Consider the following 22,148-nt stretch of genomic DNA (forward strand, 5'->3'; position numbering starts at 1 on the left):
TCGGCGCGGTTACGCGAGCCGTCTTGTCGACCCGCGCAATACCAAGCCGCATCCTGACCGCTCAGGGGCGTAGCACCCAGCCGCCGTCGACGTGGATGGTCTGGCCGGTGATCCAGGCGCCGGCTTCGGAGCAGAGAAGCAGGGCGGTGCCGACCAGTTCATCAGGCCCGCCGCGCGGGCGCATCGCGCAGGTCATGTTGAGGAACTGGATGAATGGTGAATCGTCGGGCACCAGCATCTTGCCGGCGTCCGAAGTCACATTGCCCGGCGCGATGGCATTGCAGGTGATGTTCTCCTTGCCGAACTGCTTCGCGAGCGTAGTCGTCAGGCCAACGAGTGCGAGCTTGGAAATGCCGTAGAGACCGGTCGCCGGGAATGCGCCGCCCGACGTCTGGTTGATGATCCGCCCGCCGCCACGCTCGCGCATCGAGGGGATCACGGCGCGGGCGCAGAGCAGGGCGCCGTTGAGGTTGACGGCAAATGCCTTGTTCCAGGCATCCATGCTCACGGTTTCGCAGTTGTCGTAGCTGATGTCGACCATCAGGGCGGCGTTGTTGACGAGGATGTCGACGCCGCCGAAGGCCTCCGCCGCCGCAGCGCCCATGGCGAGTGTCGAGGCTTCGTCGGAAACGTCGACCTGAACCCCGGCGGCCTTGCCCCCCGCCGCGACTATTTCTTCAGCGACGGCCTTTGCGCCATCGCCGTTGAGGTCGGCGACGACGACCGAGGCGCCCGCGTTGGCCAGCCCCAACGCATAGGCCCGGCCGATGGAATTGCCGCGCCCGCCGGCGCCGGTGACGACCGCGACCTTGCCGTCGAGGCGGAATTGATCGAGAGTAAATGCCACTGTGAGTTCCTTTGATCTTGAGAAGCCGGCTCCGAAGCGCCGGAAATTCAGCCCGCGGTGATGCCAGCGTCGATTGACAGGCAGGCGCCATGGAAGCCCCGGCCGGCGTCGGAGGCGAGCAGGACGATCATGTCGGCCACGTCCTCAATCTCGACTGTGCCGCGCATGCCCGAGAAGCGCTTCAGCAACTCGAAATCGCAATCTTCCGGCGGTATGAAATTCGCCGCGATGTTGGTCACCATGCCACCCGGAGCGACAGCGTTGATGCGGATCGGCTTTTTCTGGAATTCCATCGCCAGGGCCTTGGTCATGCCGACGATGCCCCACTTGCTGGCGCAATAGGCGGCGGCATAGGCTTCGCCGATGTAGGAGGCCGAGGAAGCGACGTTGACAATCGCGCCGCTGGTTTCCAGCAAGTGCGGAATCGCTGCCTGCGAAAGCAGGAAGGGCGCGTTGAGGTTGACGTCGATGGTCCGTTGATACTGTTCGAGCGGCATCTGCGGCGTATTGGCCAGGTAGATCAGGCCGGCGATATTGCAGAGCGCGTCCAGTCGGCCGAACCGCTCGACGACGTGGGCGATCACCGCGTGACAGGCGGCAGGGCTGGCAAGGTCCGCCGTCTCGCTGCCGACCTCGCGGCCGCTGGGGGCGAGCAGTTCGACGGTTTCGGCCAGCGCCTCGGCGTTGACGTCGACCAGCCACAGGTTGGCACCCACCGATGCGAGCTTCAGTGCGGTCTCGCGTCCCAGGCCTGATGCCGCCCCCGTGACGACGGCGGTCTTGCCCTCGAGATTGAAGTTCTGGAAAATCCCACTCATGACAATCAGCTCTCATTGGTGACGCCGGCGGCGTCGAGGAAGGGACCAGCGGCAATTGCCAGCGAATTGGTTTCACGGTCTCCGGGCAGGATCGAGGCCAGCAGCTTCACGTCCTTCAGCAGCAATTTCGCCCCATGCGCGAAGGCTTCGGGCCTGGGCAGGCGGGCGAAGACCTCGAAGCCGAAGCTGCGTCCGCTCGAATGCTTGATGAGGTCGGCGAGCGCCGCGCGGTCCACGCCCAGTTCCCCGGCCATGTCGAGTGCCGCATAGGCCAGCCCCATGTTGGCGGCCATCAGCGCATTGTTGACAAGTTTGGCGCGCTGTCCGGCGCCGGCGGGCCCGAGCAGTACGATCTTGGTAGCGAACGTTTCCAGAACCGCCTTCGCGTTTTCGAACGCGCTTTCGGTTCCGCCACACATGACAGTGAGCGTGCCGGCGGCAGCGGTCGGGCCGCCGCCACTGACCGGAGCGTCGAGCAGCTCCAAGCCCTTTTCTGCCGCGCACGCGACGAGTATCTCGCAGGTCTGCGGGAGGATGGTCGAGTGGATGACAAGCAGGCTGCCGGGCTTCATCGCCGGCAGCAACTGGTCGCAGACTTCGACCACGCCCGTATCGTCGATCACGCAGACGCCCACATAGTCGCATGCCACGCCAAGTTCGGCGATCGAGCCCGCCGGCGCTGCGCCCAAGGCCACCAGATCGGCGGCGGCGTCGGGGCGGCGAGTCCAGACCGTCAGTTTATGTCCCGCCTGCATCATCCGCTCGGCGATGGGCGCGCCTTGCGAGCCCAGGCCGATGAAGCCGACCGATCGTGTTTTTGTTGCCGTGTCAGCCATGCCAGGGGAGCCCATTCTTCACCTTGTCGATCATTTCCAGCACCACGCTCTGCATGCGCGAGGCCTTGGGCCAGCCAGCGTGGGTTCCGTACTGCAGGCAGAACTCGAGCATTTCCTCGTCCGTGCAGTTGCCGCTCGCCATGGCGGCGTGGATGTGACTGCGGATCGGGATCTCGGCCCCGGATTCGCACACGCCCACCAGCGTGATCCAGCGGCGGGAGGGCTCGTCCAGTCCCCGGCGGCGCCACATTTCGCCAAACACGAAATTGTTGATCCCCAGCAGATAGGGGGTCGCAGGCGGCCCCGGCGGGAAGGTCATGACCTTGTCGAATTCCTCATGCCCCTGCCGGATGCGTTCCTCCGGATCCCAGGGTTCCGACCGGATCGGAGGTACCTCTGCGGGCGGGAGGCCGAGTTCGTCGGCGACCCGAGTGACGACGCGGTCAAGCCGACCACCGTTGCCCCAGCCCGAATAGACGGCAAGGTGCAGCGCTGCCTCGCGCAGTTCGGCAAGGCTCAGCGCCTCGCTAGTGAGGGCGCCGCGAACGAAGTCGCCGATCTGGCGGTCTTCGAGGCCGCAGGTAGTGGCGGTAGATATCGCGACAAGAAAGCGCGGACGGCGCGGCAGGCCGGGACGGCTCCAGACTTCGGCAAAAACGAAGTCGCGCCAGGATTCCTCAAGCAAGGTCGTGGGGGTATTCGCCGGCCGCCCGGTTACTTCGGCTTCGGTGGTAAGGCCGGTCGCAATGCGGTCCCTGGGGTCCAGAAGGGCCATATCCTCTCTCCTTGTGGGGCAGGCTATCAGTCCTGCAGGTTTACCCAAACGTTGCGCACCTGCTGGAATTCGCGCAGGCCCTCGATGCCGCCCAGACGGCCATGGCCCGAATGCTTCATGCCGCCGAAGGGCACGCAGGGCGTCATCGCTTCACCCGATCCGTTTACCTGGACCTGGCCCGCCATCATCTGCCCGGCAACGCGGTGCGCGCGCGCGACGTTGTTGGTGTGGACATAGGCCCCGAGACCGTAGTCGGTGCCGTTGGCCAGCAAGATCGCCTCCTCTTCGCTGTCGAAGGGAGTGACGGCCAGAACCGGGCCGAAGACCTCGGTCTGCGCGATCTCGGTGTCCTGGGTCACGTCGGCCAGGATCGTGATCGGGTAATAGTAGCCCTGGGCATGGTCGCCGCCCAGGCGCTCGCCGCCCAGCAAGACGCGGCCGCCGACCTTTGCCCCGCGCTCCACCATGCCGTGGATGCGGTTGAGTGCGGATTCAGAAATAACCGGTCCCATGATGGTGTCGGCGGCGAAGGGATCGCCAATTTTGATGTGGCCGGCCATCACCTGCAGCATCTCCAGATAGGGCTCGTAGATCGTACGCTCGACCAGCAAACGCGTGCCGTTGACACAGCCCTGCCCGGCAGCGCTGACCGCGCCGGTGAGGCCGCGCTTGGCCGCGGACTGGAGATTGGCGTCGGCGAATACCACCACGGCCGACTTGCCGCCGAGTTCAAGCCCGACCGGCTTGAGTAATTGCGACGCGCTGGCGAGGATTTTCTTCGCCGTAGCACCGCTGCCGATGAACTCGATCTTGTCGATGCCCGGATGGTCGACCATCGAGGCGCCGACGTCCGCGCCACCGGTGACGAGATTGACCACACCCGGCGGGAAGCCCGCCTGCTGGACCAGTTCCATGAATTTCATCAGCGACCAGGGCGCGATTTCCGGCGCCTTGAGCACCACGCAGTTGCCGGCGGCGAGTGCGGGGGCAATGACCATGGTGGCGGCAAAGAGCGGCCCGTTCCACGGCACGATCACGCCGATGGTGCCGTAAGGCTCATAGGCGACATAATCATGTGCCGGGCCGCCCCAGGTCTTTACGGTGCGTCCCTCGATCTTGTCCGCCCAGCCGCCGTAGTAGCGGAACTTCTGCGCGGCGTCGGCGCTCATGTGCGGGCCGGAGAGAATGATGGCGCCGCTTTCGGCGGTTAGCAGCGGGGTCATTTCCGCGGCGTTGGCCTCGATCACCGAAGCCAGTTTGAACATCAGGTCGCGGCGCTTGTCGCCGGGCAGCGCCCGCCATGCCGGCTGCGCGGCCTTTGCCGCCGCTGCCGCGCGATCGACATCCGCCGGGCTAGCCAGCTTGATCTCGCGCGTGACCTTGCCGGTGGCGGGATAGACGTGCGCCCAGGCCTCACCGCTGCCGCCGGTTTCCTTGTCCTCGCCGATTACATTGGCGTACTGGGGAAATTTCGAAATATCCGGATGCTGGAAGCCCATCCTGTCCGCTCCTGTCTGCCTCGGCGCGCACGCCGCTTCGAATCTGCACAAATGTTAGACCCCCAAAATATCGGTGGTCAATTGACTTGAATTGACCGATATGAGCGCTGTTTCGTAGTAAAACTGTACATTATAGGCGTATAATGAAACGAAGTGTGGGCGGTTCGAAAGGGCGGCGCAGGGCGGGCAATCTTGTCGCGCGGACGACCGAGACGCTGCGCGAGCGGATCTTTGCCTGCGAGCCCGGTACATTGATCGGATCGCTCAACGACCTTGCCCGTTCGCTCGACGTCGGCATCGTGACGTTGCAGCAGGTGGCGCGCGTGCTGGAGCACGAGGGACTACTGGAAGTGCGGCGCGGGCCGGGCGGCGGTTACTATGGTATCCGCCCCGACGAAGCGGCGCTCGAACGGGCGCTCGATGCCTACATGCGGATGAACCCCGCCTCATTCGAGGAGGCGCTGGACATGACCTCGCTGCTGTTTACCGAGCTGGTCACGGCGGCGGCGGGATGCACCGACGAGACTCTGCGTGCGCGGCTGGGCGTTCTCGCGGAGCGGGCGTCCATGTGCCGAACGATGGCGGAGTTCGGGGAGTTCGAAATTGAGTTCCAGGAACAGCTGTTCCAGATGGTGCGCCGGCCGCTTTTCGAAATGCTGACCCGCGTCACGCTCCACTATTCCTCCAGCCGGCCGACGCCGCCGATCCACTCGGCGGTCGAAGGGATCGAGGTCTGGCAGGAAGGGCGCCGGCGCATCATTGCCGCGATCCTTGCCAACGACCCGGCGTTAGCGCGGTTCGAGGCCAACAGGTGCAACCGCGCGGTAGTGCTGGCACACCTTCGGATCAGGCGCAGTGACCTCCAGCCGGACTGACGTATGACGGGATCGGGCAATCAGCGTGCGATAAGGCCGTGGGCAACGGTTCGGGCCAGGAGCCGGGCGTAATCCGCGTTCGACGAGCAGGGCTTCCGTCCCGGCTCGTCCTCCTTGCAGGTCGTCGCGTAGGCGACTGTCGCGTTGAAGATCATCAGCGCCGTCAGCGGCGTATTGTCCGGTACGATCTCTGCGCTGGCGCGGGCATTCTGGAGCAGATCGAGCAAAGGGGTGAAGAAGATCCGGTGCGAAGCGTCCATCATCTCGCCGCGCATTTGGGGCACGATGTGTACGTTGGTCGCAAGTGCCTGCTGGAACGCGACCGCCGCGCTGCTCGAGACAAGATCGAGGGCGGCCTCCACGTAGTTGCGCAGGGTTTCCTCGAAGCTGTCTGCATAAGCGAACCGGACAGGCTCCACGTCCCGAAGGGTCAGGCGAACCGCGGCGACGAAGAGGTCTTCCCGGTTCGCGTAACGGGCATAGACGGACTTGCGCGAAAGCCCCGCTTCTTGGGCGACGGCATTGAGCGATGCGGCCTCCCCGTGTTGCAGCAGCACCTTTCGCGCCGCTTCCAGAATGGTGCGGTCGATGCGGGCTGCCTCCTCCACGCTTGGCCTCCCCTTCGAGCGCAGCTCTGGTCGATCTTTCCCCTTCGCGGTCACGAGTTCCTCCTTACAGCTTCCATAGCGCGATGAACGGGGCGAGAAAATCATAAAATAAACACTGTTGTATATTTTATGATTCATTGGTAGGGACGGCTTGTCTCCACAGGAACAAGTCCCCCAAAGTGCGCATCGGCAGAACCTTTCCTCTTCTCGGCGGTCTATCGGTGCTCGCCTTCGCCGTTGCCGGCTGCGCGCCATCGGTGCGAGTTCCGGATCCGGTCACGACGTTGCCCGCCCGGTTTGAAATTCGCGCGGCGCCCGGAGCTGAAACGCTTGTGCTTGATCGCTGGTGGCTGACCTTCAACGACCTGCAGTTGACAGCGCTGGTTCAGGGAGCGCTCAAGGGCAGCACGACGGCGCGGATCGCGCTGGCGCGACTTGAGCAGGCGCGGGCGAGCCGCGCCCTGTCGCGGGCGGGTACGTTGCCCAGCGGCTCGATCAGCGCAAGCGCGACGGAGCAGGGGCGCGAAAGCCTGTGGGGGACGGGCATCTCGGCTTCCGGGCAGGAAAGCTATTCAGCCAATTTTGTTCCGAGTTGGGAGCTTGACCTGTTCGGGCGTCTGGCCGCCATCCGCGAACAGGCCGATGTCGGCAGCGCGGCGGCAACTTACGATTTCCACGCGGCGCGGTTGGCGTTGGCGGCCGACGTCGCCAGCTCGCTGTTCCAGGCGCGGGGAATCGCCGTTGATCTGCAGAACGCGCGGGAAACGCGCGAGATCACCGGCCAACTCGCGCGGGCCGCGCGGATCGGCGTGGAAAGGGGGCTGACATCGGGGCAGGACCTTGCGCGGCTGGAGGCCGACGCCGCGAGCGCGGCGGCGGAAGTGACGCGTCTCGAAGGAGAACTCCAGGCGGCGAAGCGTTCGTTGCTGATCCTCGTAGGCACGCCCGATGCGCCTACGGCAAGCCTGGATGTCGCCGCCGAACTGGAAGCTCCGCCCGAACTGCCGGGAGCGACTCCGGGAATTCTTCTCGCACGCAGGCCGGATGTGCTTTCCGCGGGGCTCGCGCTGCAATCGGCGATCCTCGACACGCGGATCGATCGCCTCGCATTGTTTCCCCGCTTCGCAATCCAGCCCGGACTGGGCCTGAACGCCAACGGCGCGCCCGGCGCCGGCGGGACCGGGTTCTGGTCGCTTGCCGGCAATCTCACACTTCCGGTGCTGGACCGCGCGCGGCTGCTGGCCCAGTTCCGCCTGAGCGAGGCACGCGGAGAGGAGGCCGTCGTCAATTACGAAAGGGCGGTGCAGACCGCCTTCGGCGAGGCGGAGAACGCGCTCGTGCGCCTTCAGGCCGCCAAAGGGCGGACGCAACAGCTCGAACGCGCGGAGGAACGGTCCCGCACCGCTTATGAAATCGCCACCAGAGGCTACCGCGCCGGGCTCACCGATCTCACCACGCTGCTCCAGACCCAACGCACCTGGCTCCAGGTGCGGTCCGCGCGCAACCAGGGGCGGTTGGCCGTGCTCACCGGAACGGTATCCGCCGTGCGCGCGCTCGGCGGCGGCTGGAGCGAAGACGGGATGCCGGATGCCGTGGCCCCGAAATCCGACGGATCACAGCCATGAGTCGCTCAATGCCCATCCGTAAATCGTCCCTCCGTGCCGCGGTCCTCATGCTTGGCGCGCTGGTTCCTCTGTCCGCCTGCTCCAGCGGCGAGCAGGGCAAGGAAGCCCGCACGCCACCGCAGGCGGTGACCGTGGCCGTCGTCGCCGAGCGCCAGATTTCCGGCGGGATTACCGCGTCGGGCCGGCTTCTCCCGCGTGAGGAGATGGCGGTGGCCGCCGATCTTTCGGGATTTCGCGTCGCGCGGGTCCTGGTGGAGGAAGGCGCATTTGCAAAAGCGGGGCAGCCGCTGGCAATCCTCGATGACAGCCTTCTCAGGTCGCAGATCAGCCAGATGGAGGCACAGTTGGCGCAGCAGCAGGTCTCCGCCGAGCAGGCGCGGGACCAGGCGGTCCGGGTGGAGGGTCTGGAAAACCAGGGTGTCCTGTCGAACGAGGCAATAGCCCAGCGGCGCTTCGCGGCCCGCACCAGCGCTGCTTCGGTGGCGGCGACGCGCGCCCAGCTCGACGATCTGCTGGTCAGGCGTAGCCATCTGGTGATCCGCGCGCCGGCAAGCGGGAAGGTCATCGAGCGCGTGGTGCGCCCAGGCGACACCTCGAGCGCCGGCACCGTGATGTTTCGAATGGCGCGCGGCAACCTGATCGAACTCTACGCCGAGCTGCCCGAAGCCGATGCGGCGCGCGTTCGTATGGGTGATCCGGCGCGGGTAACACTTTCGTCCGGCCACACGCTCGAAGGCCATGTCCGCTTGATCGGCGAGCGCATCGATCAGACCACGGGTGTCGTCATCGCCCGCGTCGCGCTTCCCGTCGATTCTGAATTGCGCTCGGGCGGTTTTGCCAAGGCCCGGTTCTCGGGAGACAAGTCGGTGCTGGCCCTGCCCGAAAAGGCAGTGCATTACGACGCGGACGGCGCTTCGGTGATGGTGATCGACAAGGATAACCGGGTGCGCCGGGTTCGGGTATCGACCGGCGATCATGCGGACGGCCATGTCGAGCTTCGGCAGGGGCCGCCGGCCGGCAGCCGCGTAGCGGTAAAGGGCGCGGCCTTCACGCTTGAGGGCGACGTGGTGAAAGTCGTAGGCGGAACGGAGCGCTGACGATGCGCATTTCCGCCTGGGCTATTCGCAATCCCATTCCAGTCACACTGCTTTTCATCCTTCTGACGGTGTCGGGCGCGGTCGCGTTCATGCGGATGCCGATCCAGATGTTTCCGAACGTCGCCCTGCCGATCGTCACCGTGACCGTCACGCAAAACGGGACCGCGCCCTCAGAGATGGAGAACCAGGTCACGCGCCCCATCGAGAATGCGCTGACCGGGGTCGCCGGTATCAAGAACATCGGCTCGACGGTCGTGCTGGGCGCCTCGACCACAACGGTCGAGTTCGAACTCGGCACTGAACTGCAAAAGGCGATCGACGACGTTCGAACTGTGATCGAACGCACGCGCGTGGAACTGCCACAGGGCATCGACCCGCCAACGGTGCAACGCCTCGACCTCGATAGTGCCCCCGTCGTGACTTACGCGATAATCGCGCCCGCCATGGGCAATACGCAACTGGCCTGGTTCATAGACAACGAAGTTACCCGGGCGCTTCAGGCGCGCAGCGGCGTTGGTCAGGTCAGCCGCATCGGCGGGGCCGAGCGCGAGATCGCCGTCATCCTCGATCCAGAGCGCATGGCGGCAGTAGGTGTGACGGCGGCGCAGATCAACAATGCGCTTGCCTCCTTTCACGTCGATTCCCCCGGAGGACTGGCTGATGTGGGCGGCACCGAACAGACGATCCGCGTCCTGGGATCGGCCGGGCAGGTCTCCCAGATTCGCGACCTGACAATTCCTGTGCAGGGCCGCTACGTGCGCCTTTCGGACATCGCCGAAGTGGGTGACGGGCAGGGCGAGGTACGCGGCTTCGCGCGCCTCAACGGCCGCCCGGTGGTCGCCGTGCAAATTTCCAAGACCAGCGCCGCCAGCGATGTGAGCGTAGTCGATGAAGTGGACGAAGGGGTTGCCGAACTTTCCCGCGCGTACCCCGGCGTCACGTTTACCAAGATCGTTTCCACCGCCGAGCTTACCCGCAGCAGCTTCCATGCAACCGTCGACGTCCTGATCGAGGGTGTGATCCTGGCTATCCTAGTCGTCTTCCTGTTCCTGCGCGACTGGCGCGCCACCGCGATCGCGGCGACGGCGATGCCGCTCTCACTGATTCCCACCTTCATCTTCATGGCCGGCATGGGATTCAGCCTCAATGGCATTACGCTGCTGGCCCTGACGCTGGTTATCGGCATTCTCGTCGACGACGCGATCGTCGAAATCGAAAATATCGAGAAGCGCATCGAGAAGGGGGAGAGTCCCTACCGGGCCGCGCTGATCGGCGCGGACGCCATAGGCCTTGCCGTCATTGCCACGACCGCGACCATCATAGCGGTCTTCGCGCCGGTTTCGCTGATGCCGGGCGAGGCGGGCCAGTTCTTCAAGGAGTTCGGCCTCACGGTCGCGGCGGCGGTTACTTTCTCGCTGATCGTCGCGCGGCTGCTTACGCCGCTTATGGCGGCCTACTTCTTGCTGCCGCATGACGCGCGCAAATCGATGGTTGCGGGTGGCAGGCTTCATCCGCTTCATCGCCGAGCACTGGAATGGACGCTGGCCAGGCCTTGGCTGAGCGCGGGGATCGGGGCGGGTTTCTTCGTCCTGGCGCTGGTGATAGCTGCGACCCTTCAAATCGGCTTTCAGGCCACGCCGAACCGCAACTACGTTTACATTTCGGTTGAAGGAGCGCCTGGCGCCACACGAGCGGACATGAGCGAGGCGGTGCAGGACGCCACGCGCGTAATCATGAAACAACCGGACGTCGAGCGTGTCTTCGCCCAGGTCGGTTCCACGGGGGGCACGTTCACGACCGGCGGCGCCGACATGCGTACTGGAACGATCACAGTGATCCTGTCGCACGACCGTTCCCGGACATCGGAGGAGTTTCAGGCCGAACTCGGGCCTTTGTTGCGGTCAATTCCCTCCGCGCGGTTCTACAACCAGGGCAATTTCGGGCAGGCGGCCGTCTCGATCGTCCTTGCCGGTTCCGACGGTAAGGAACTGGAACGCACGCAGACGAAACTGCTGCGCGAAATGCGTGCGCTCCCGTCCATCAGCGACCCTCGGCCCAGTCCCGCAGCGCCCGGACCGGAACTGGTCGTCAAGCCGAGGCCCGCCGAGGCAGCCCGGCTGAATGTGGACACGACGGCAATCGCCAACGCCTTGCGTGTCGCAACTATCGGCGAGATCGACGCGGCTTCCGCCAAGTATTCCGAAGGCGAACAGCGACTGCCGATCCGGGTGCGGCTGCCCGAAAGCGCCCGTAACGACCTGGACACGATTGCGGCCCTGCGCGTGCCGACACGCGATGGCAACACCACGCCTGTCTCCGGCGTGGCCGACATCGGATTTGACGCCGGCCCCGGCAAGATCGTGCGCTTCAACCGCGAACGACGCGTGGCGGTCGAGGCCGATCTCGCTGTCGGCAAGGCAGTGGGGACGGCACTGCAGCAGGTGCGAGACCTGCCGGCGATGCGCAATCTTCCCACCGGCATCCATCAGGCGCAGGAGGGCCAGACGCAACTTATTGCCGATCTTTTCGTCGGCTTCGTGTTGGCGCTGTTCGCCGGCATCGGCCTTACCTTCACGGTGCTCGTGTTGCTGTTCCGGGGGTTCTTCAAGCCCGTGGTGATCTTGGGGGCGCTGCCGCTCTGCCTGCTGGGCGCTTTCGCCGCCCTGCGCCTTCTCGGCTTTCCGATCGACATGCCGGTGCTGATCGGCCTGCTCATGCTCATGGGCCTTTGCGCCAAGAACTCGATTCTGCTGGTGGAATTCGCCATCGAGGCGGAACGGGACGGCCAGTCCGTGCGCGACGCTTTGCTGGAAGCATGTGCGCAGCGCACGCGGCCGATCATCATGACGTCGATGGCAATGATCGCGGGCATGCTGCCGACGGCGCTGGCCATCAGCGAGGGCTCGGAATCCCGTCAGCCGATGGCCATCGCCGTCATCGGTGGTATCGTTTCCTCCACGGCCTTGTCACTCGTGCTCGTTCCGGTGATCTACGAAATCATCGACGGCTTCGAGCAGCGCGCGATCCCCAGGCTGGCGAGGCTGGTTACCCGGCCGGCCGAGGATGATCTGAGGCTGGCGGAGGAAAGCCGATGACCGTGCGGCGTCGCCGATCGCGACCCCGGCCCGGCGTGGGCTGCGCCTGTCGGCGCGGATGGAAGCCCGGACTTCGCCGACCTGCATCCTCGCGGTGGCGACTGTGCCGGGGTACCGGCGCGCGGCGGACTACCGAGAGGATCTTTCCAGAAGACAACTTCTGTGCGACTCTATGTCGCATAATGACATGGGTGACGATTCGTTAACGGCGTATCGGGCCAGGAAACCGTCCGACAAGGTTATGTTTTCCAGGTGAGCTGACGGCAAATTCCAAGACCATCCACCAGAAAATGGAAGGACAGGAAGCATGTTGAAATGGGGACAAAGAGTTGGCGTGCGGCCGATTGTCGCGACACTGTTCATGATGACCGCAATGGAGGGCGCGCAGGCCCGGGATGAGGCCCTTCCTCCCGCGTACGACAAAGAAATTGGCACCATCGAGGTGCCGGCATTCAGCTATCCGCCTTCTGATTTGATCAGCGCCGAGCAGAAGCGCGCATATGTCCGGTCGCTGGCCACGCCGGGGGACGGGACGATTTCCGTTCCGAACAACCCGAAGATCATCGCGATGATGCGCTCGCATGTCGAAGCGCAGTTCGAAAAGGTGATCCCGTGGGTGGAGCAACGCTATCCCGTCGAAATGTCGAAAGAGACCATCGCCGGCGTCGAAGTTATTCGGGTGCGTCCGAAGGGCGGTGTCGAGAAGAAGAACAGGAAGCGCATTCTTCTGAACCTGCACGGCGGTGCCTTCGTGGTCGGCTGGCCATCGGTCGCCTTGCTTGACGCCATCCCGCTCGCCGCGCTCAGCGGCATCGAAGTAGTCACGATCAACTACCGGCTTTATCCGGAAGCCGTCCATCCCGCCGCGCTTGAGGATCTGACCGCCGTCTACAAGGAAATCATCAAGACTCACGATCCGAAGAATGTCGGCATTTTCGGCGGATCGGCCGGCGGCGTCATCACGCTCCAGTCTGTCCCTTGGTTTAAGGAGCAGGGCCTCCCGCTTCCGGGTGCGATCGCACCACTTGCCTGCGGATTTCAGACCGCGGTGGGGGATTCGTCGATCTGGAACTTCAGCGGCGGCTTCTCCAGGCCTGGAACCACGCTGGTTTCCACGGGCGGCTACTTCGGCAACAGGCCGCGGACCGATTGGGTTCCCAATGTCACACCCGAGACGCTGGGGTACTACCCACCTACGCTCTGGCTGGTCGGAACGCGCGCGCCTGAAATGAGCGGAGCGGCCACGGGGCATGCAAGCCTGCTCAAGAAGGGCGTGGAGTCCCAGCTATATGTGATCGAAGGCGGCTGGCACAGCAGCTACAGCACGGCACCCGAGACCCCGGAGTCGCAAGCCGCGATGCGCTATGTCGCGCACTGGTTCGACAAATGGCTGGGGCGGTAGAGTCCGGGCGGGAGCGATAACCATGCCGGCGTTTGCGGGACAACTCGTGGACATAGCTGGGCGTCGCCTCACTACGGCGGAGTTCGATCTGGCCGGGGCGCTGCAGGAAGTGCTGCGCAGCGTCGGTCTTGCCATTGACGATGCGGGAGGATCGGTGACCTTCGCGGGCGCCGATCCCATCGTGAAAAGCCCGCGAGCTCGGGGAGGGTGAACATGCGCAACGGACAATGCTTTTTGCGGCCGAACCCCGCCGTGCTTGACATCGTCGTGAACAACAGCGGGGTGATAACCACCGAAGACTTCGGCGCCGATGAAAAAAAACCGCGCAATACATCTTCGGCAAGGCGAGCGAGATCGCCTCGATCGTCACGTTCCTCCCGTCGGGAAGAGGGTCGCTGGGTTTCGGACGGCACGATTCCGGCCAACGGCGCGGCCAATACTTGAAGGAGAATTAACAATGTCTACAAACCAATTCATCATCTTCGACGCTACGGAAGGCGGGCAGGTCGCCGTCAACGTGGCGAAGGTCGCCCTTGTCCGTCCTCGGGTTGACGGCAATGGAATGTTCATCTCGTTCCTCGGGGATGACGGTGTCGGGGTTCCCGGAACACTGAAAGAGGTGGTCGAAAAGTTGACAGCCAAATCCAACTGCGATGAAGGATGAGCGCTACCGGCGCGGACACGGCTAAAGCCGTGGGATCGGGTCGCGTGGCGGTGGTGACCGGAGCGAGTTCCGGAATCGGCCACGCGGTAGCCAAGGCGCTGGCCAGCCAAGGCTGGCAGATAATTGGCGTTGGCCGCGATCCGCAGCGGACCGAGGAGTCCGGGGACGATATACGTCAGTGCTCTCCAGATGGCGCACGCGTTCAGATGCTGCGTGCCGACCTGTCGTCGATGCGCGAGACGTCCGAGCTTGCAGACCGGATCGCGAACCTGACCGGTCGGATCGACCTGCTGGTGAACAATGCGGGCGGCATGACCGATCGCCTGGAACTGACCAGCGAAGGGATCGAGGCCAGCTTCGCAAGCAACCACCTAGGGCCGTTCCTGCTGACCGACCGACTGCTTCCCCTGATACGAAAGACAGCCGAGCAAGCGCCCTCCGGCGCAGTGCGGATACTGATGACCTCGTCGGGCGCGAGCGAAGCGGCTCCGCCGATGGACTTCGACGACATGCAGGGACTGCGGAATTTCCAGCCCGGATTGGCCTATTGCTCGGTGAAGCTCGCCAACATGCTGTTCACCCGCGCACTTGCCGCAAGGCTCGAAGGCACCGGGATCGTCGCTCACGCAGCGGCGCCCGGCCCGGTCGCGTCGCGCTTCTTCGACTACGCGCCGAAGGAAACGCTGGAGCACGTCCGTGACCTGCCCAAGCTGACCGAGGCCCAGGGCGCCGATACGCTGATCTGGCTCGCCACAGCGGAGGAACCGGGACGGAGCACCGGCGGTTACTGGCAGAACCGCGCACCGCGCAAACCGCACTCCCAGGCGGACGATCCAGACGCAGTTGCCCGCTTCTGGAGCGAGAGCCGCAAGCTCATCATTACAACCGGCGTCTGAGCTCAGCCCGCCGGCTCGGTCTGGCACGCGCCGTACCGCCTCGACGTGAGCCGCTTTGCAAAACCCGGAAGAAACACCCTCCAGGTCCGTATTGCGAACCCTTGGGTCAACCGCCTTGTCGGTGATGCCCAACCGGGCGCGCAGAAAATAACCTGGACCGCCACCCCAACATATACGGCCAAGGCGCCTCTCAGGCCCTCGGGTCTAATCGGCCCGGTTCGGCTGTACACCAAATAAGCCAAGCACGCCGTCGATAGACTTTGGGCGGCGATAAGGTCCTCAAGAAATCCCGATCGGCTGACGGAGTGGCTGGGGCAGAGCTTACGCACTTTATGCGACTAGTTGTCGCATAACCATTGACTTCTCGCCTTGTGGAATTTACGCAGCCATCAGTCGGATAAGTGGAGCTAACTGGCCCTCGGCGGAGATCGCGGTCAATGTGTCAGCCTGGCAAAAGGCTGGGGCCGCGTGTCCCCCGCTTTCGTCCTGCGGTTCGGAAAGCGACGGTGCCGCATGCGGCACGTCGACTGAGCCTGCGGCCGCGATCGGATAAGTGTTGAAAGATTTGGGAATGAAGAGGCTTGAAGAGCGAGATTTCTATACGGATCATGAAATCCTCGTAGATCCCTATATCTACTTCGAGGCGCTTCGGGCCCACGGTCCCGTTTATCAGCCGCCTGGCAAGGACTACTTCGTCGTGACCGGCTTCGACGAGGCGGTCGAGGTATTCCGCAACACCGCCGACTTTTCATCTTCGATCGCCCTGCAGGGCGCTGCCGCGCCGTTGCCCTTCCAACCGACGGGCTCGGACATCAGCGAGCAGATCGAGGCGCACCGTGGACAGATTTTGGGGGGCGATCTGCTGGTCGATCTCGACGACAAGTCGCACGCGAACCTTCGGGCTCTCGTTAATCGCCTCTTCACGCCGTCGCGATTGAAGTCGAACGAGGAGTTCATCGCGGAATATTCCGATAAACTCGTCCGCGATGCCGTGGCGCGCGGCGGCTGCGAGCTGATCAAGGACATCTCGACGCCGTTCGTGACGATGGTGATCGCTGACCTGCTTGGCGTGCCCGTCGAGGACCGAAAGCTGTTCATGGACGCAATCGAGGCCGCGCCTCCGCCGGGCAGTCTCGACGCGAGCGAGAACGACTTCTCGAGCGAGACTCACCCCATGGTCGTGATGGGCAACTACTTCTACCGCTATGTCGCGGACCGGCAGCAGAATCCGCGCGACGACATTCTGAGCGAAGTGGCGAACGCGGCCTATCCGGACGGAAGCAAGCCGTCCATCGAAGCGATCGTCAGTCTCTCGACATTCATGTTCGGGGCCGGTCAGGACACCAGCGCCAAGCTGATCGGCAATGCTATGCGCTATATCGTCGATCAACCCGGGCTCCAGGACCAGCTTCGCGCCGACCGCTCGCTTATCCCGGCCATGATCGAGGAAGTACTGCGTCTCGAGGGATCCTCCAAGGCGACGACTCGGCTTGCCCGTCGCGACACGCGGATCGGCGATGTGGAAATCCCGGCTGGCTCGAAGGTCATGATCGCCTTGGCGGCAATCAATCGCGACCCTCGCCGGTGGGGCGATCCGAACACGTTCATTCTCAATCGGCCGCGCATCAAGGAGCATCTGTCCTTCGGTCGGGGAGCCCACACTTGCGCAGGTGCTCCGCTTGCGCGCGTCGAGGTTAAGGTGCTGCTCGAGAAGTTTATCGAGTACACATCCAACATCGACCTGAGCCAGGCTCAGCACGGTACATCCGCCCAGCGGCGTCTCGATTTCGAGCCGAGCTTCATCGTTCGAGGGCTCTCGGAGCTTCATCTGACGTTGACGCGCTCGGCCAAATCCCCGGCCTAGTCTGTGCGCGTGCCGCTCGGCCTTCATCTGCGGGATGCGCCGAGCGGCGACACGCAGCTTTGCGAACGCAACGCCCTGGAAGCGACTGCACACCGCGAGCCTGGCGATCCGGCGCGGCGCTGTAGCCCGCGCAAGCGGTGCGACGAGGAGGCGGATGCTGCGGAGGTAGTTGTTCGGCTCCGGTGCGCGCCTGGGGTCAGGCCCAGTAGCGACTTTCCGGCACGTGTCCGGAGCCGGCTGGATCACCAATCAAGAAAATGGGAGTGCAGGAATGGGTACAGAGAACCGAGCCGCTGGCGGGCATCGCGTGGTGCAATGGGCTACGGGGACGGTGGGAAAGAGCGCGCTGCGCGCGGCAATCCTCCATCCGACCCTGGAACTCGTTGGCGTCCGCGTCTTCTCTTCGTCCAAGGATGGCCTCGATGCCGGAGAGATTTGCGGACTTCCCGCAACGGGAGTGATTGCGACCCGCGATCCCGACCGGTTGCTCGCGCTCCGGCCCGACTGTGTCATCTACATGCCCGACAGGACCGACATCGAAGAGGTCTGCCAGATACTTGCGAGCGGCGCGAACATCGTCACGACCCGCGCCGACTTCTTCAATCCCAGCGCGATGGAACCAGCCCTTCGCGAACGGGTGGAGGCGGCATGCCACGCAGGCGGCACATCGATCCACGCGAGCGGAAGCAGCCCCGGCTTCGTCACGGAGGCGCTGCTTGCACCGCTACTATCGCTGCAGCGCAACCTCGATCTCGTCGAGATCGACGAATTTGCGGACTGCATCGATACTTGCTCCGAGGACATGCTGCTCAACGTCATGGGCTTCGGCGCTTCGCCCGAGACTTTCGCGGCGACTGAGTTCACTGAGCGTGACACGGTGTTCGGACATTCGCTCGGGGTTATCGCAACCGCGATCGGCCTTCCGTTCGACGCGATAGAGGTGACCAGTGAATTCGCGATCACCGTCCGGCCGGTCAAGCTGCACCAGGCGACGATCGCTGCAGGCAGCATCGGTGGCCAACGTCATACCGTGACGGGGCTCCACAAGGGAAGGCCCGCGCTCCGCTTTCGCTCCAACTGGTTCGTCACGACCGAGCTCGATCCTGCGTGGGATTTGCGCGAGGATGGTTGGCGCATCAGGGTGGAAGGCGATGCTCCCCTGGACATTACCATCAGGTTTCCCATCGGCAACGATCCCGAGACGAGGTCGAAAATCATGCCCAACGTGACGGCACATCGTCCGGTCAATGCCATTCCCATGGTCTGCGCCGCGAAACCGGGCATCGTCACCTCGGTGGACCTTCCGCAGATATTGCCCCGGCTCGCGCGATGACGAGCTATTTTGGTACGCCGAGACCGCGACTTGCCGGGGGCGGTTTCGCCTGCACTGCGGAATAACCCGACCGTTCCGCCCGAGCTGCTTTGTAAACGGCTCGTCGATGACGGCTCCGAAATAACCGACATGCCGTAGCATCCCGACGAGCGCTTGCGCGAAGGGGGCGCCTCACATTTCAAGGAGACATTGCGATGAAGCCCGTTCGAGACGTTTCTGACAAGTCCATCGCCGAACTCGTTTCGCTCGCTGGGCGTAACGCGGTCGTGACCGGTGGTGGACAGGGCCTGGGCAAGGGCATTGCCCGGCGCCTGGCAGAGGCCGGGGCGAATGTCCTGATCGGCGACATCGACGGTGAACGCGCCGCCGCCGCCGCCGCCAGCCTCGACACGGAGTTTCCCGGCCGCGTGGTTGGAGTGCAGATGGACGTCTCGCTGAGCAGCTCCATCTCCGCGGCGGTAGCGTCGATGCGGGAACGGTTCGGCGGCATCGAAATCTGGGTGAACAACGCCGGCGTTTTCCCCAACATGCCGCTGCTCGATATGACCGACGAACTGTGGGACCGGGTCAACGCCGTGAACGCGCGTGGAACTTTCGTCGGATCGCGCGAGGCGGCACGTACGATGGTGGAGGCGGGCTGCGGCGGCGTCATCGTCAATATCGCTTCGTTGGCCGGCGTGCGCGGCATCGCACCGGGCCTTTCCGCCTACGTGGGATCGAAGCACGCCGTCGTCGGGCTTACGAAGCAAATGGCTCTCGAACTCGCGCCGGAGAACATCCGGGTCCTTGCGGTGGCTCCCACCTTCATCGTCACCGAAGGCAATCTCGCCATGATGCAGGCCGACCCCAGCCGCGCCGAAGCGGCCGCCATGGATATCCCCTCGATGCTCACGAGCAAGCTCGGCCGAGTTGGCGTGCCCGACGACATCGCCCGCGCCGTCCTTTTCGCGGCCTCGGATATGTCGCTGTTCATGACCGGCAGCGTGCTGATGGTCGATGCGGGCGAAACGATCTGAACTGGGAGCGCCGATCAGGCGGCCATCGTCATCCTCGAAGCAAATTTGAACCACCATCGGAAACGGAGAAGTGACATGAGTAAGGATCGCGTCGTTATCGTGACGGGTGCGGCCGGCGGCATCGGCCTCGGGATCGCCCAGCGGTTTGCCCGCGATGGCTATCCCACCGCCATGCTCGACGTCCAGGAGGAGCTTCTTGAGCAGGAAGCCGAGGCCTTGCGCAGCGCTGGGGCCAAGATCTTCACGCGCAAGGTCGACGTGACCAACCGATCGCAAATCGACGGAGCCTACACGGATATTCGGCGCGAGTTGGGCCCGATTGCAATCATCGTTCCCAACGCCGGCATCGCGCCGATGGTGCCTTTCACCGAAATGACCGTCGAACAATGGCAACTGGTGATCGACATCAACCTGACGGGTGTCTTCCATACTATCCAGGCCGGCGTGGCAGACCTGATCGAAGCCAAGTGGGGCCGGATCGTGTCGATCTCCTCACATGCTGGCCAATCGGGCGGGTTCAACATGGCTCACTACTCCGCCTCAAAGGGTGGGGTCATAAGCCTCACCAGAGGCCTCGCTCGCGAACTGGCGGCTCGGGGGACCACGGTGAACACGATCGCGCCGTCCGTCTGCGAAAGTCCACAGATGAACCGCGCGATCGCCGCAGGGCAGTTTCCTCTCGAAGCGATTCTTCCGATGATTCCGATCTCGCGGGCAGGCACCCCCGATGAAATCGCTGCGGCGTGCGCATTCCTGGCATCCGACGAGGCGAGCTATATCACCGGCCAGGTTTTGGCAGTGAACGGCGGAATGTATATCTGATCAGAGCTGATGGGTCGTCTAATCGCGGCCCATCATGCAAGCAGATTTTGAGCTGACCGTATGCCGGCTTCAGGGTCGTCTTCGCGGTCGGCATGAGCCGCCGCACGATGGGTCTTTGGCAGACGGAACCTTCCTATGTGGACGGCGATCTCGGAAGAAGCCGGTGCATCCCCCGCTCCGGCCTGCGCGGCAAACACGCCGGATGGAATCTCGAATACCTCGCCTCAATCCTCGATACCAAAATCCGCTAACTTGGATTCGGAGCCCTGGCCGAGTCCAGCGTGCGATGGCGCTTGACGCCGAACCGCGAATAGTCATCGGCCCAGCTCGCCAGAAGAATTGGGGGCGCCGATGTAGTGGGTGGAAGCGCATTTTTCTAACGGTCGTGAAGCACCGCTTCAGCGTCGCCCAGTCAGCTCGCAAGCAACCGCCTGCCAGCCTCGCGCACCTCGTCGGACAGGCGTCGCAAGGACGCCGCATGCAGACGCGCGACGGTCCAGTAGAGCCGCACGTCCATGTGCCGTCCGGGCATCAGCTCGACGAGGCGTTTTTCCGCAAGGTACCGCTCGACCAGACTCAGGGGCTGTAAGCCCCAGCCAACACCCTGAAGCGTGAGATCGGCGAAGGCATGGGTAGACGGGATCCAGTGGGTGGGACCGATCAGCTCGACGCCGTACACCTCCTTCGCCCATCGGTGCTGCAGGGCGTCGCGACGGTCGAACCGCAGATAGGGTGCCGTCGCCAAGGCTGGTCCATCAACTCCCGCTGGAAAATGACGGTCGATAAATGCCTGGCTCGCGCACGCAGCATAGCGAAACGCGCCGAGCGTACTCGTCTTGCAGCCCTGCACCGGTTCGGCGTCGGCGGTCACGGCTGCCAGCACTTCGCCGGACCGCAGCTTCTCGGCCGTTCGTGACTCGTCCTCCAGCGTGAGGTCAAGCGTGACGCCGGTCTGACGGGCGAACGCTGCGACCGCGGCGGGAAACCAGGTTGCGAGACTGTCGGCGTTCACCGCAACCCGGACCGTGATGGGCGCACCGGTGTTAGCACCGTCACGGCCGAGTTGCGGGGCTATGTCGTGCTCCAGCAGTCTGACTCGGTCCAGGTGGGCGCAGAGCGTGCGGCCCAGCTCGGTCGGCTCGCAGGGGTTGCCCCGCACGATCAGGATCGCGCCAAGCCGTTCCTCCAGCCCCCGGATACGCTGCGATATGGCCGACGGCGTAATGCCCAGGGTGGCAGCTCCCCGCTCGAACGTGCCCTCCCGAATGACGGCAGCAACCGCTGTGATTGACGGATAGTCGAGCATGATGAAGCTATGCTTCATCTGCGTTAGGAGAACAAGTTTTACTCACGCCTTCAAGACTGGCAGCAGCGCCGCCATGATCGACTCCGTGATGCCCTTCTTGACCGGCTTCTTGCTATCTGCCGCGCTCATCATGGCGATTGGCGCCCAGAACCTCTTTGTCCTACGCCAAGGCCTGAAGCAGGAGCATGTCGGCCCCGTGGTGCTGTTATGCGCCAGCGCCGATGCGCTACTCATCATCGCGGGGGTAGCGGGGGTCGGAACCTTCCTGTCGGCGATCCCCCAGCTGACGACCGCCCTCGCGCTTGGCGGCGCGGCCTTTCTCGGATGGTACGGAATCAAGGCGCTCAAACGGATGATGGCGCCCGACGCGATGATCGCGGGAGACGGTGTGAGCGTGACGCTCGGCCGGGCATTGGCCGCGACAGCTGGCTTTACGCTGCTCAACCCGCACGTCTATCTCGATACCGTGCTGCTGATGGGCACCGCTGGATCGGCGCAGCCCGCTGCGCTGCGCCCCCTCTTCGTCGCGGGTGCCGCCACTGCCAGCTTCACTTGGTTCGCGGCGCTCGGCTATGGTGCCCGCTTCCTCAAGCCGGTGTTCGCCCGTCCCGCAGCGTGGCGCGCCCTCGACGCCTTCGTCGGCGTCGTCATGCTGGGTTTGGCGGCTTCGCTTGTGGTGCGCGCCATGGCGCTGGGGCCGGGGTTGTCAGCGGCGATGACATAGGGGATGCCGGACTGCGGCTGATCTCGGCGCATTGATGATGAGGGAT

At 64.2% G+C, this 22,148-nt stretch carries 21 protein-coding genes and 1 pseudogene; 15 read left to right on the forward strand and 7 right to left on the reverse strand.

The annotated features are described in order from the left end of the window. Positions 1-61: 61 nt before the first annotated feature. From IEX32_RS09735 to IEX32_RS09755, 5 genes are read right to left on the reverse strand one after another with little or no spacing between them, the layout of a single operon-like run. Positions 62-847, reverse strand: coding sequence for an SDR family oxidoreductase (locus IEX32_RS09735; protein ID WP_188770936.1), 786 nt, complete (start codon positions 845-847; stop codon positions 62-64). A 47-nt stretch (positions 848-894) separates the two neighbouring features. Further along, a complete protein-coding gene (locus tag IEX32_RS09740) occupies positions 895-1,665 on the reverse strand; it encodes an SDR family NAD(P)-dependent oxidoreductase (protein ID WP_188770937.1) in 771 nt (256 codons plus the stop codon). 5 nt (positions 1,666-1,670) lie between these two features. Further along, positions 1,671-2,501 carry an NAD(P)-dependent oxidoreductase gene (locus IEX32_RS09745; protein ID WP_188770939.1) on the reverse strand — a complete coding sequence of 277 codons (831 nt, stop codon included), beginning with the start codon at positions 2,499-2,501 and terminating at the stop codon, positions 1,671-1,673. Beyond that, positions 2,494-3,276, reverse strand: a complete 783-nt coding sequence (locus IEX32_RS09750) for a carboxymuconolactone decarboxylase family protein (protein ID WP_188770941.1) — start codon at positions 3,274-3,276, stop codon at positions 2,494-2,496. Before IEX32_RS09750 ends, IEX32_RS09745 begins: the two co-directional genes overlap by 8 nt. 26 nt (positions 3,277-3,302) lie before the next feature. Then, complete coding sequence (locus tag IEX32_RS09755; RefSeq protein WP_188770943.1) at positions 3,303-4,775, reverse strand: aldehyde dehydrogenase family protein; 1,473 nt, start codon at positions 4,773-4,775, stop codon at positions 3,303-3,305. 143 nt (positions 4,776-4,918) lie between these two features. Between IEX32_RS09755 and IEX32_RS09760 the strand changes: the two genes are divergently transcribed. Further along, complete coding sequence (locus IEX32_RS09760; protein WP_188770945.1) at positions 4,919-5,650, forward strand: FadR/GntR family transcriptional regulator; 732 nt, start codon at positions 4,919-4,921, stop codon at positions 5,648-5,650. 20 nt (positions 5,651-5,670) lie between these two features. On the opposite strand, the gene IEX32_RS09765 is transcribed toward IEX32_RS09760, so the two are convergent. Further along, complete coding sequence (locus IEX32_RS09765; RefSeq protein WP_188770946.1) at positions 5,671-6,258, reverse strand: TetR/AcrR family transcriptional regulator; 588 nt, start codon at positions 6,256-6,258, stop codon at positions 5,671-5,673. A 179-nt stretch (positions 6,259-6,437) separates the two neighbouring features. Here IEX32_RS09765 and IEX32_RS09770 point away from each other — a divergent pair, with 179 nt between their 5' ends. The 13 genes and pseudogenes from IEX32_RS09770 (at position 6,438) to IEX32_RS09825 (ending at position 20,072) form a co-directional block, all read left to right on the forward strand. Continuing rightward, positions 6,438-7,883 (forward strand): efflux transporter outer membrane subunit, encoded by a 1,446-nt coding sequence (locus tag IEX32_RS09770; RefSeq protein WP_188770948.1) that lies wholly within the window; start codon positions 6,438-6,440, stop codon positions 7,881-7,883. An 8-nt stretch (positions 7,884-7,891) separates the two neighbouring features. Beyond that, a complete protein-coding gene (locus IEX32_RS09775) occupies positions 7,892-8,980 on the forward strand; it encodes an efflux RND transporter periplasmic adaptor subunit (protein WP_188770949.1) in 1,089 nt (362 codons plus the stop codon). A 2-nt stretch (positions 8,981-8,982) separates the two neighbouring features. Next, on the forward strand, positions 8,983-12,075 hold the full coding sequence (locus IEX32_RS09780; RefSeq protein WP_188770951.1) for an efflux RND transporter permease subunit: 3,093 nt from the start codon (positions 8,983-8,985) through the stop codon (positions 12,073-12,075). A 307-nt stretch (positions 12,076-12,382) separates the two neighbouring features. Next, positions 12,383-13,477, forward strand: a complete 1,095-nt coding sequence (locus IEX32_RS09785) for an alpha/beta hydrolase (protein WP_188770953.1) — start codon at positions 12,383-12,385, stop codon at positions 13,475-13,477. A 22-nt stretch (positions 13,478-13,499) separates the two neighbouring features. Beyond that, a complete protein-coding gene (locus tag IEX32_RS09790; protein WP_188770954.1) occupies positions 13,500-13,688 on the forward strand; it encodes a hypothetical protein in 189 nt (62 codons plus the stop codon). 2 nt (positions 13,689-13,690) lie between these two features. Next, entirely contained in the window at positions 13,691-13,921 is a 231-nt protein-coding gene (locus tag IEX32_RS09795; protein ID WP_188770956.1) for a hypothetical protein, read from the forward strand. A gap of 13 nt (positions 13,922-13,934) precedes the next feature. Next, positions 13,935-14,141 carry a hypothetical protein gene (locus IEX32_RS09800; protein ID WP_188770958.1) on the forward strand — a complete coding sequence of 69 codons (207 nt, stop codon included), beginning with the start codon at positions 13,935-13,937 and terminating at the stop codon, positions 14,139-14,141. After that, positions 14,138-15,037 (forward strand): SDR family NAD(P)-dependent oxidoreductase, encoded by a 900-nt coding sequence (locus IEX32_RS09805; RefSeq protein ID WP_188770960.1) that lies wholly within the window; start codon positions 14,138-14,140, stop codon positions 15,035-15,037. The genes IEX32_RS09800 and IEX32_RS09805 overlap by 4 nt, the downstream gene beginning before the upstream one ends. A gap of 9 nt (positions 15,038-15,046) precedes the next feature. Further along, a pseudogene (locus IEX32_RS21070) lies at positions 15,047-15,274 on the forward strand (glycosylhydrolase-like jelly roll fold domain-containing protein); the annotation flags it as partial. Between the two features lie 334 nt (positions 15,275-15,608). Continuing rightward, a complete protein-coding gene (locus tag IEX32_RS09810) occupies positions 15,609-16,901 on the forward strand; it encodes a cytochrome P450 (RefSeq protein ID WP_188770961.1) in 1,293 nt (430 codons plus the stop codon). Positions 16,902-17,172: 271 nt separating this feature from the next. Next, the gene (locus tag IEX32_RS09815; RefSeq protein WP_188770963.1) at positions 17,173-18,234 is read left to right on the forward strand and encodes an NAD(P)H-dependent amine dehydrogenase family protein; all 1,062 of its coding nucleotides are present in this window, start codon (positions 17,173-17,175) and stop codon (positions 18,232-18,234) included. A 194-nt stretch (positions 18,235-18,428) separates the two neighbouring features. Continuing rightward, complete coding sequence (locus IEX32_RS09820) at positions 18,429-19,250, forward strand: SDR family NAD(P)-dependent oxidoreductase (RefSeq protein ID WP_188770965.1); 822 nt, start codon at positions 18,429-18,431, stop codon at positions 19,248-19,250. Between the two features lie 45 nt (positions 19,251-19,295). Beyond that, the gene (locus IEX32_RS09825; RefSeq protein ID WP_229736289.1) at positions 19,296-20,072 is read left to right on the forward strand and encodes an SDR family oxidoreductase; all 777 of its coding nucleotides are present in this window, start codon (positions 19,296-19,298) and stop codon (positions 20,070-20,072) included. Positions 20,073-20,484: 412 nt separating this feature from the next. On the opposite strand, the gene IEX32_RS09830 is transcribed toward IEX32_RS09825, so the two are convergent. Continuing rightward, the gene (locus tag IEX32_RS09830; RefSeq protein ID WP_188770967.1) at positions 20,485-21,378 is read right to left on the reverse strand and encodes a LysR family transcriptional regulator ArgP; all 894 of its coding nucleotides are present in this window, start codon (positions 21,376-21,378) and stop codon (positions 20,485-20,487) included. A gap of 73 nt (positions 21,379-21,451) precedes the next feature. Between IEX32_RS09830 and IEX32_RS09835 the strand changes: the two genes are divergently transcribed. Next, complete coding sequence (locus tag IEX32_RS09835; RefSeq protein ID WP_188770969.1) at positions 21,452-22,102, forward strand: LysE/ArgO family amino acid transporter; 651 nt, start codon at positions 21,452-21,454, stop codon at positions 22,100-22,102. Positions 22,103-22,148: the final 46 nt, after the last annotated feature.

The organism is Novosphingobium endophyticum (assembly GCF_014640675.1).
Lineage (GTDB): Bacteria > Pseudomonadota > Alphaproteobacteria > Sphingomonadales > Sphingomonadaceae > Novosphingobium > Novosphingobium endophyticum.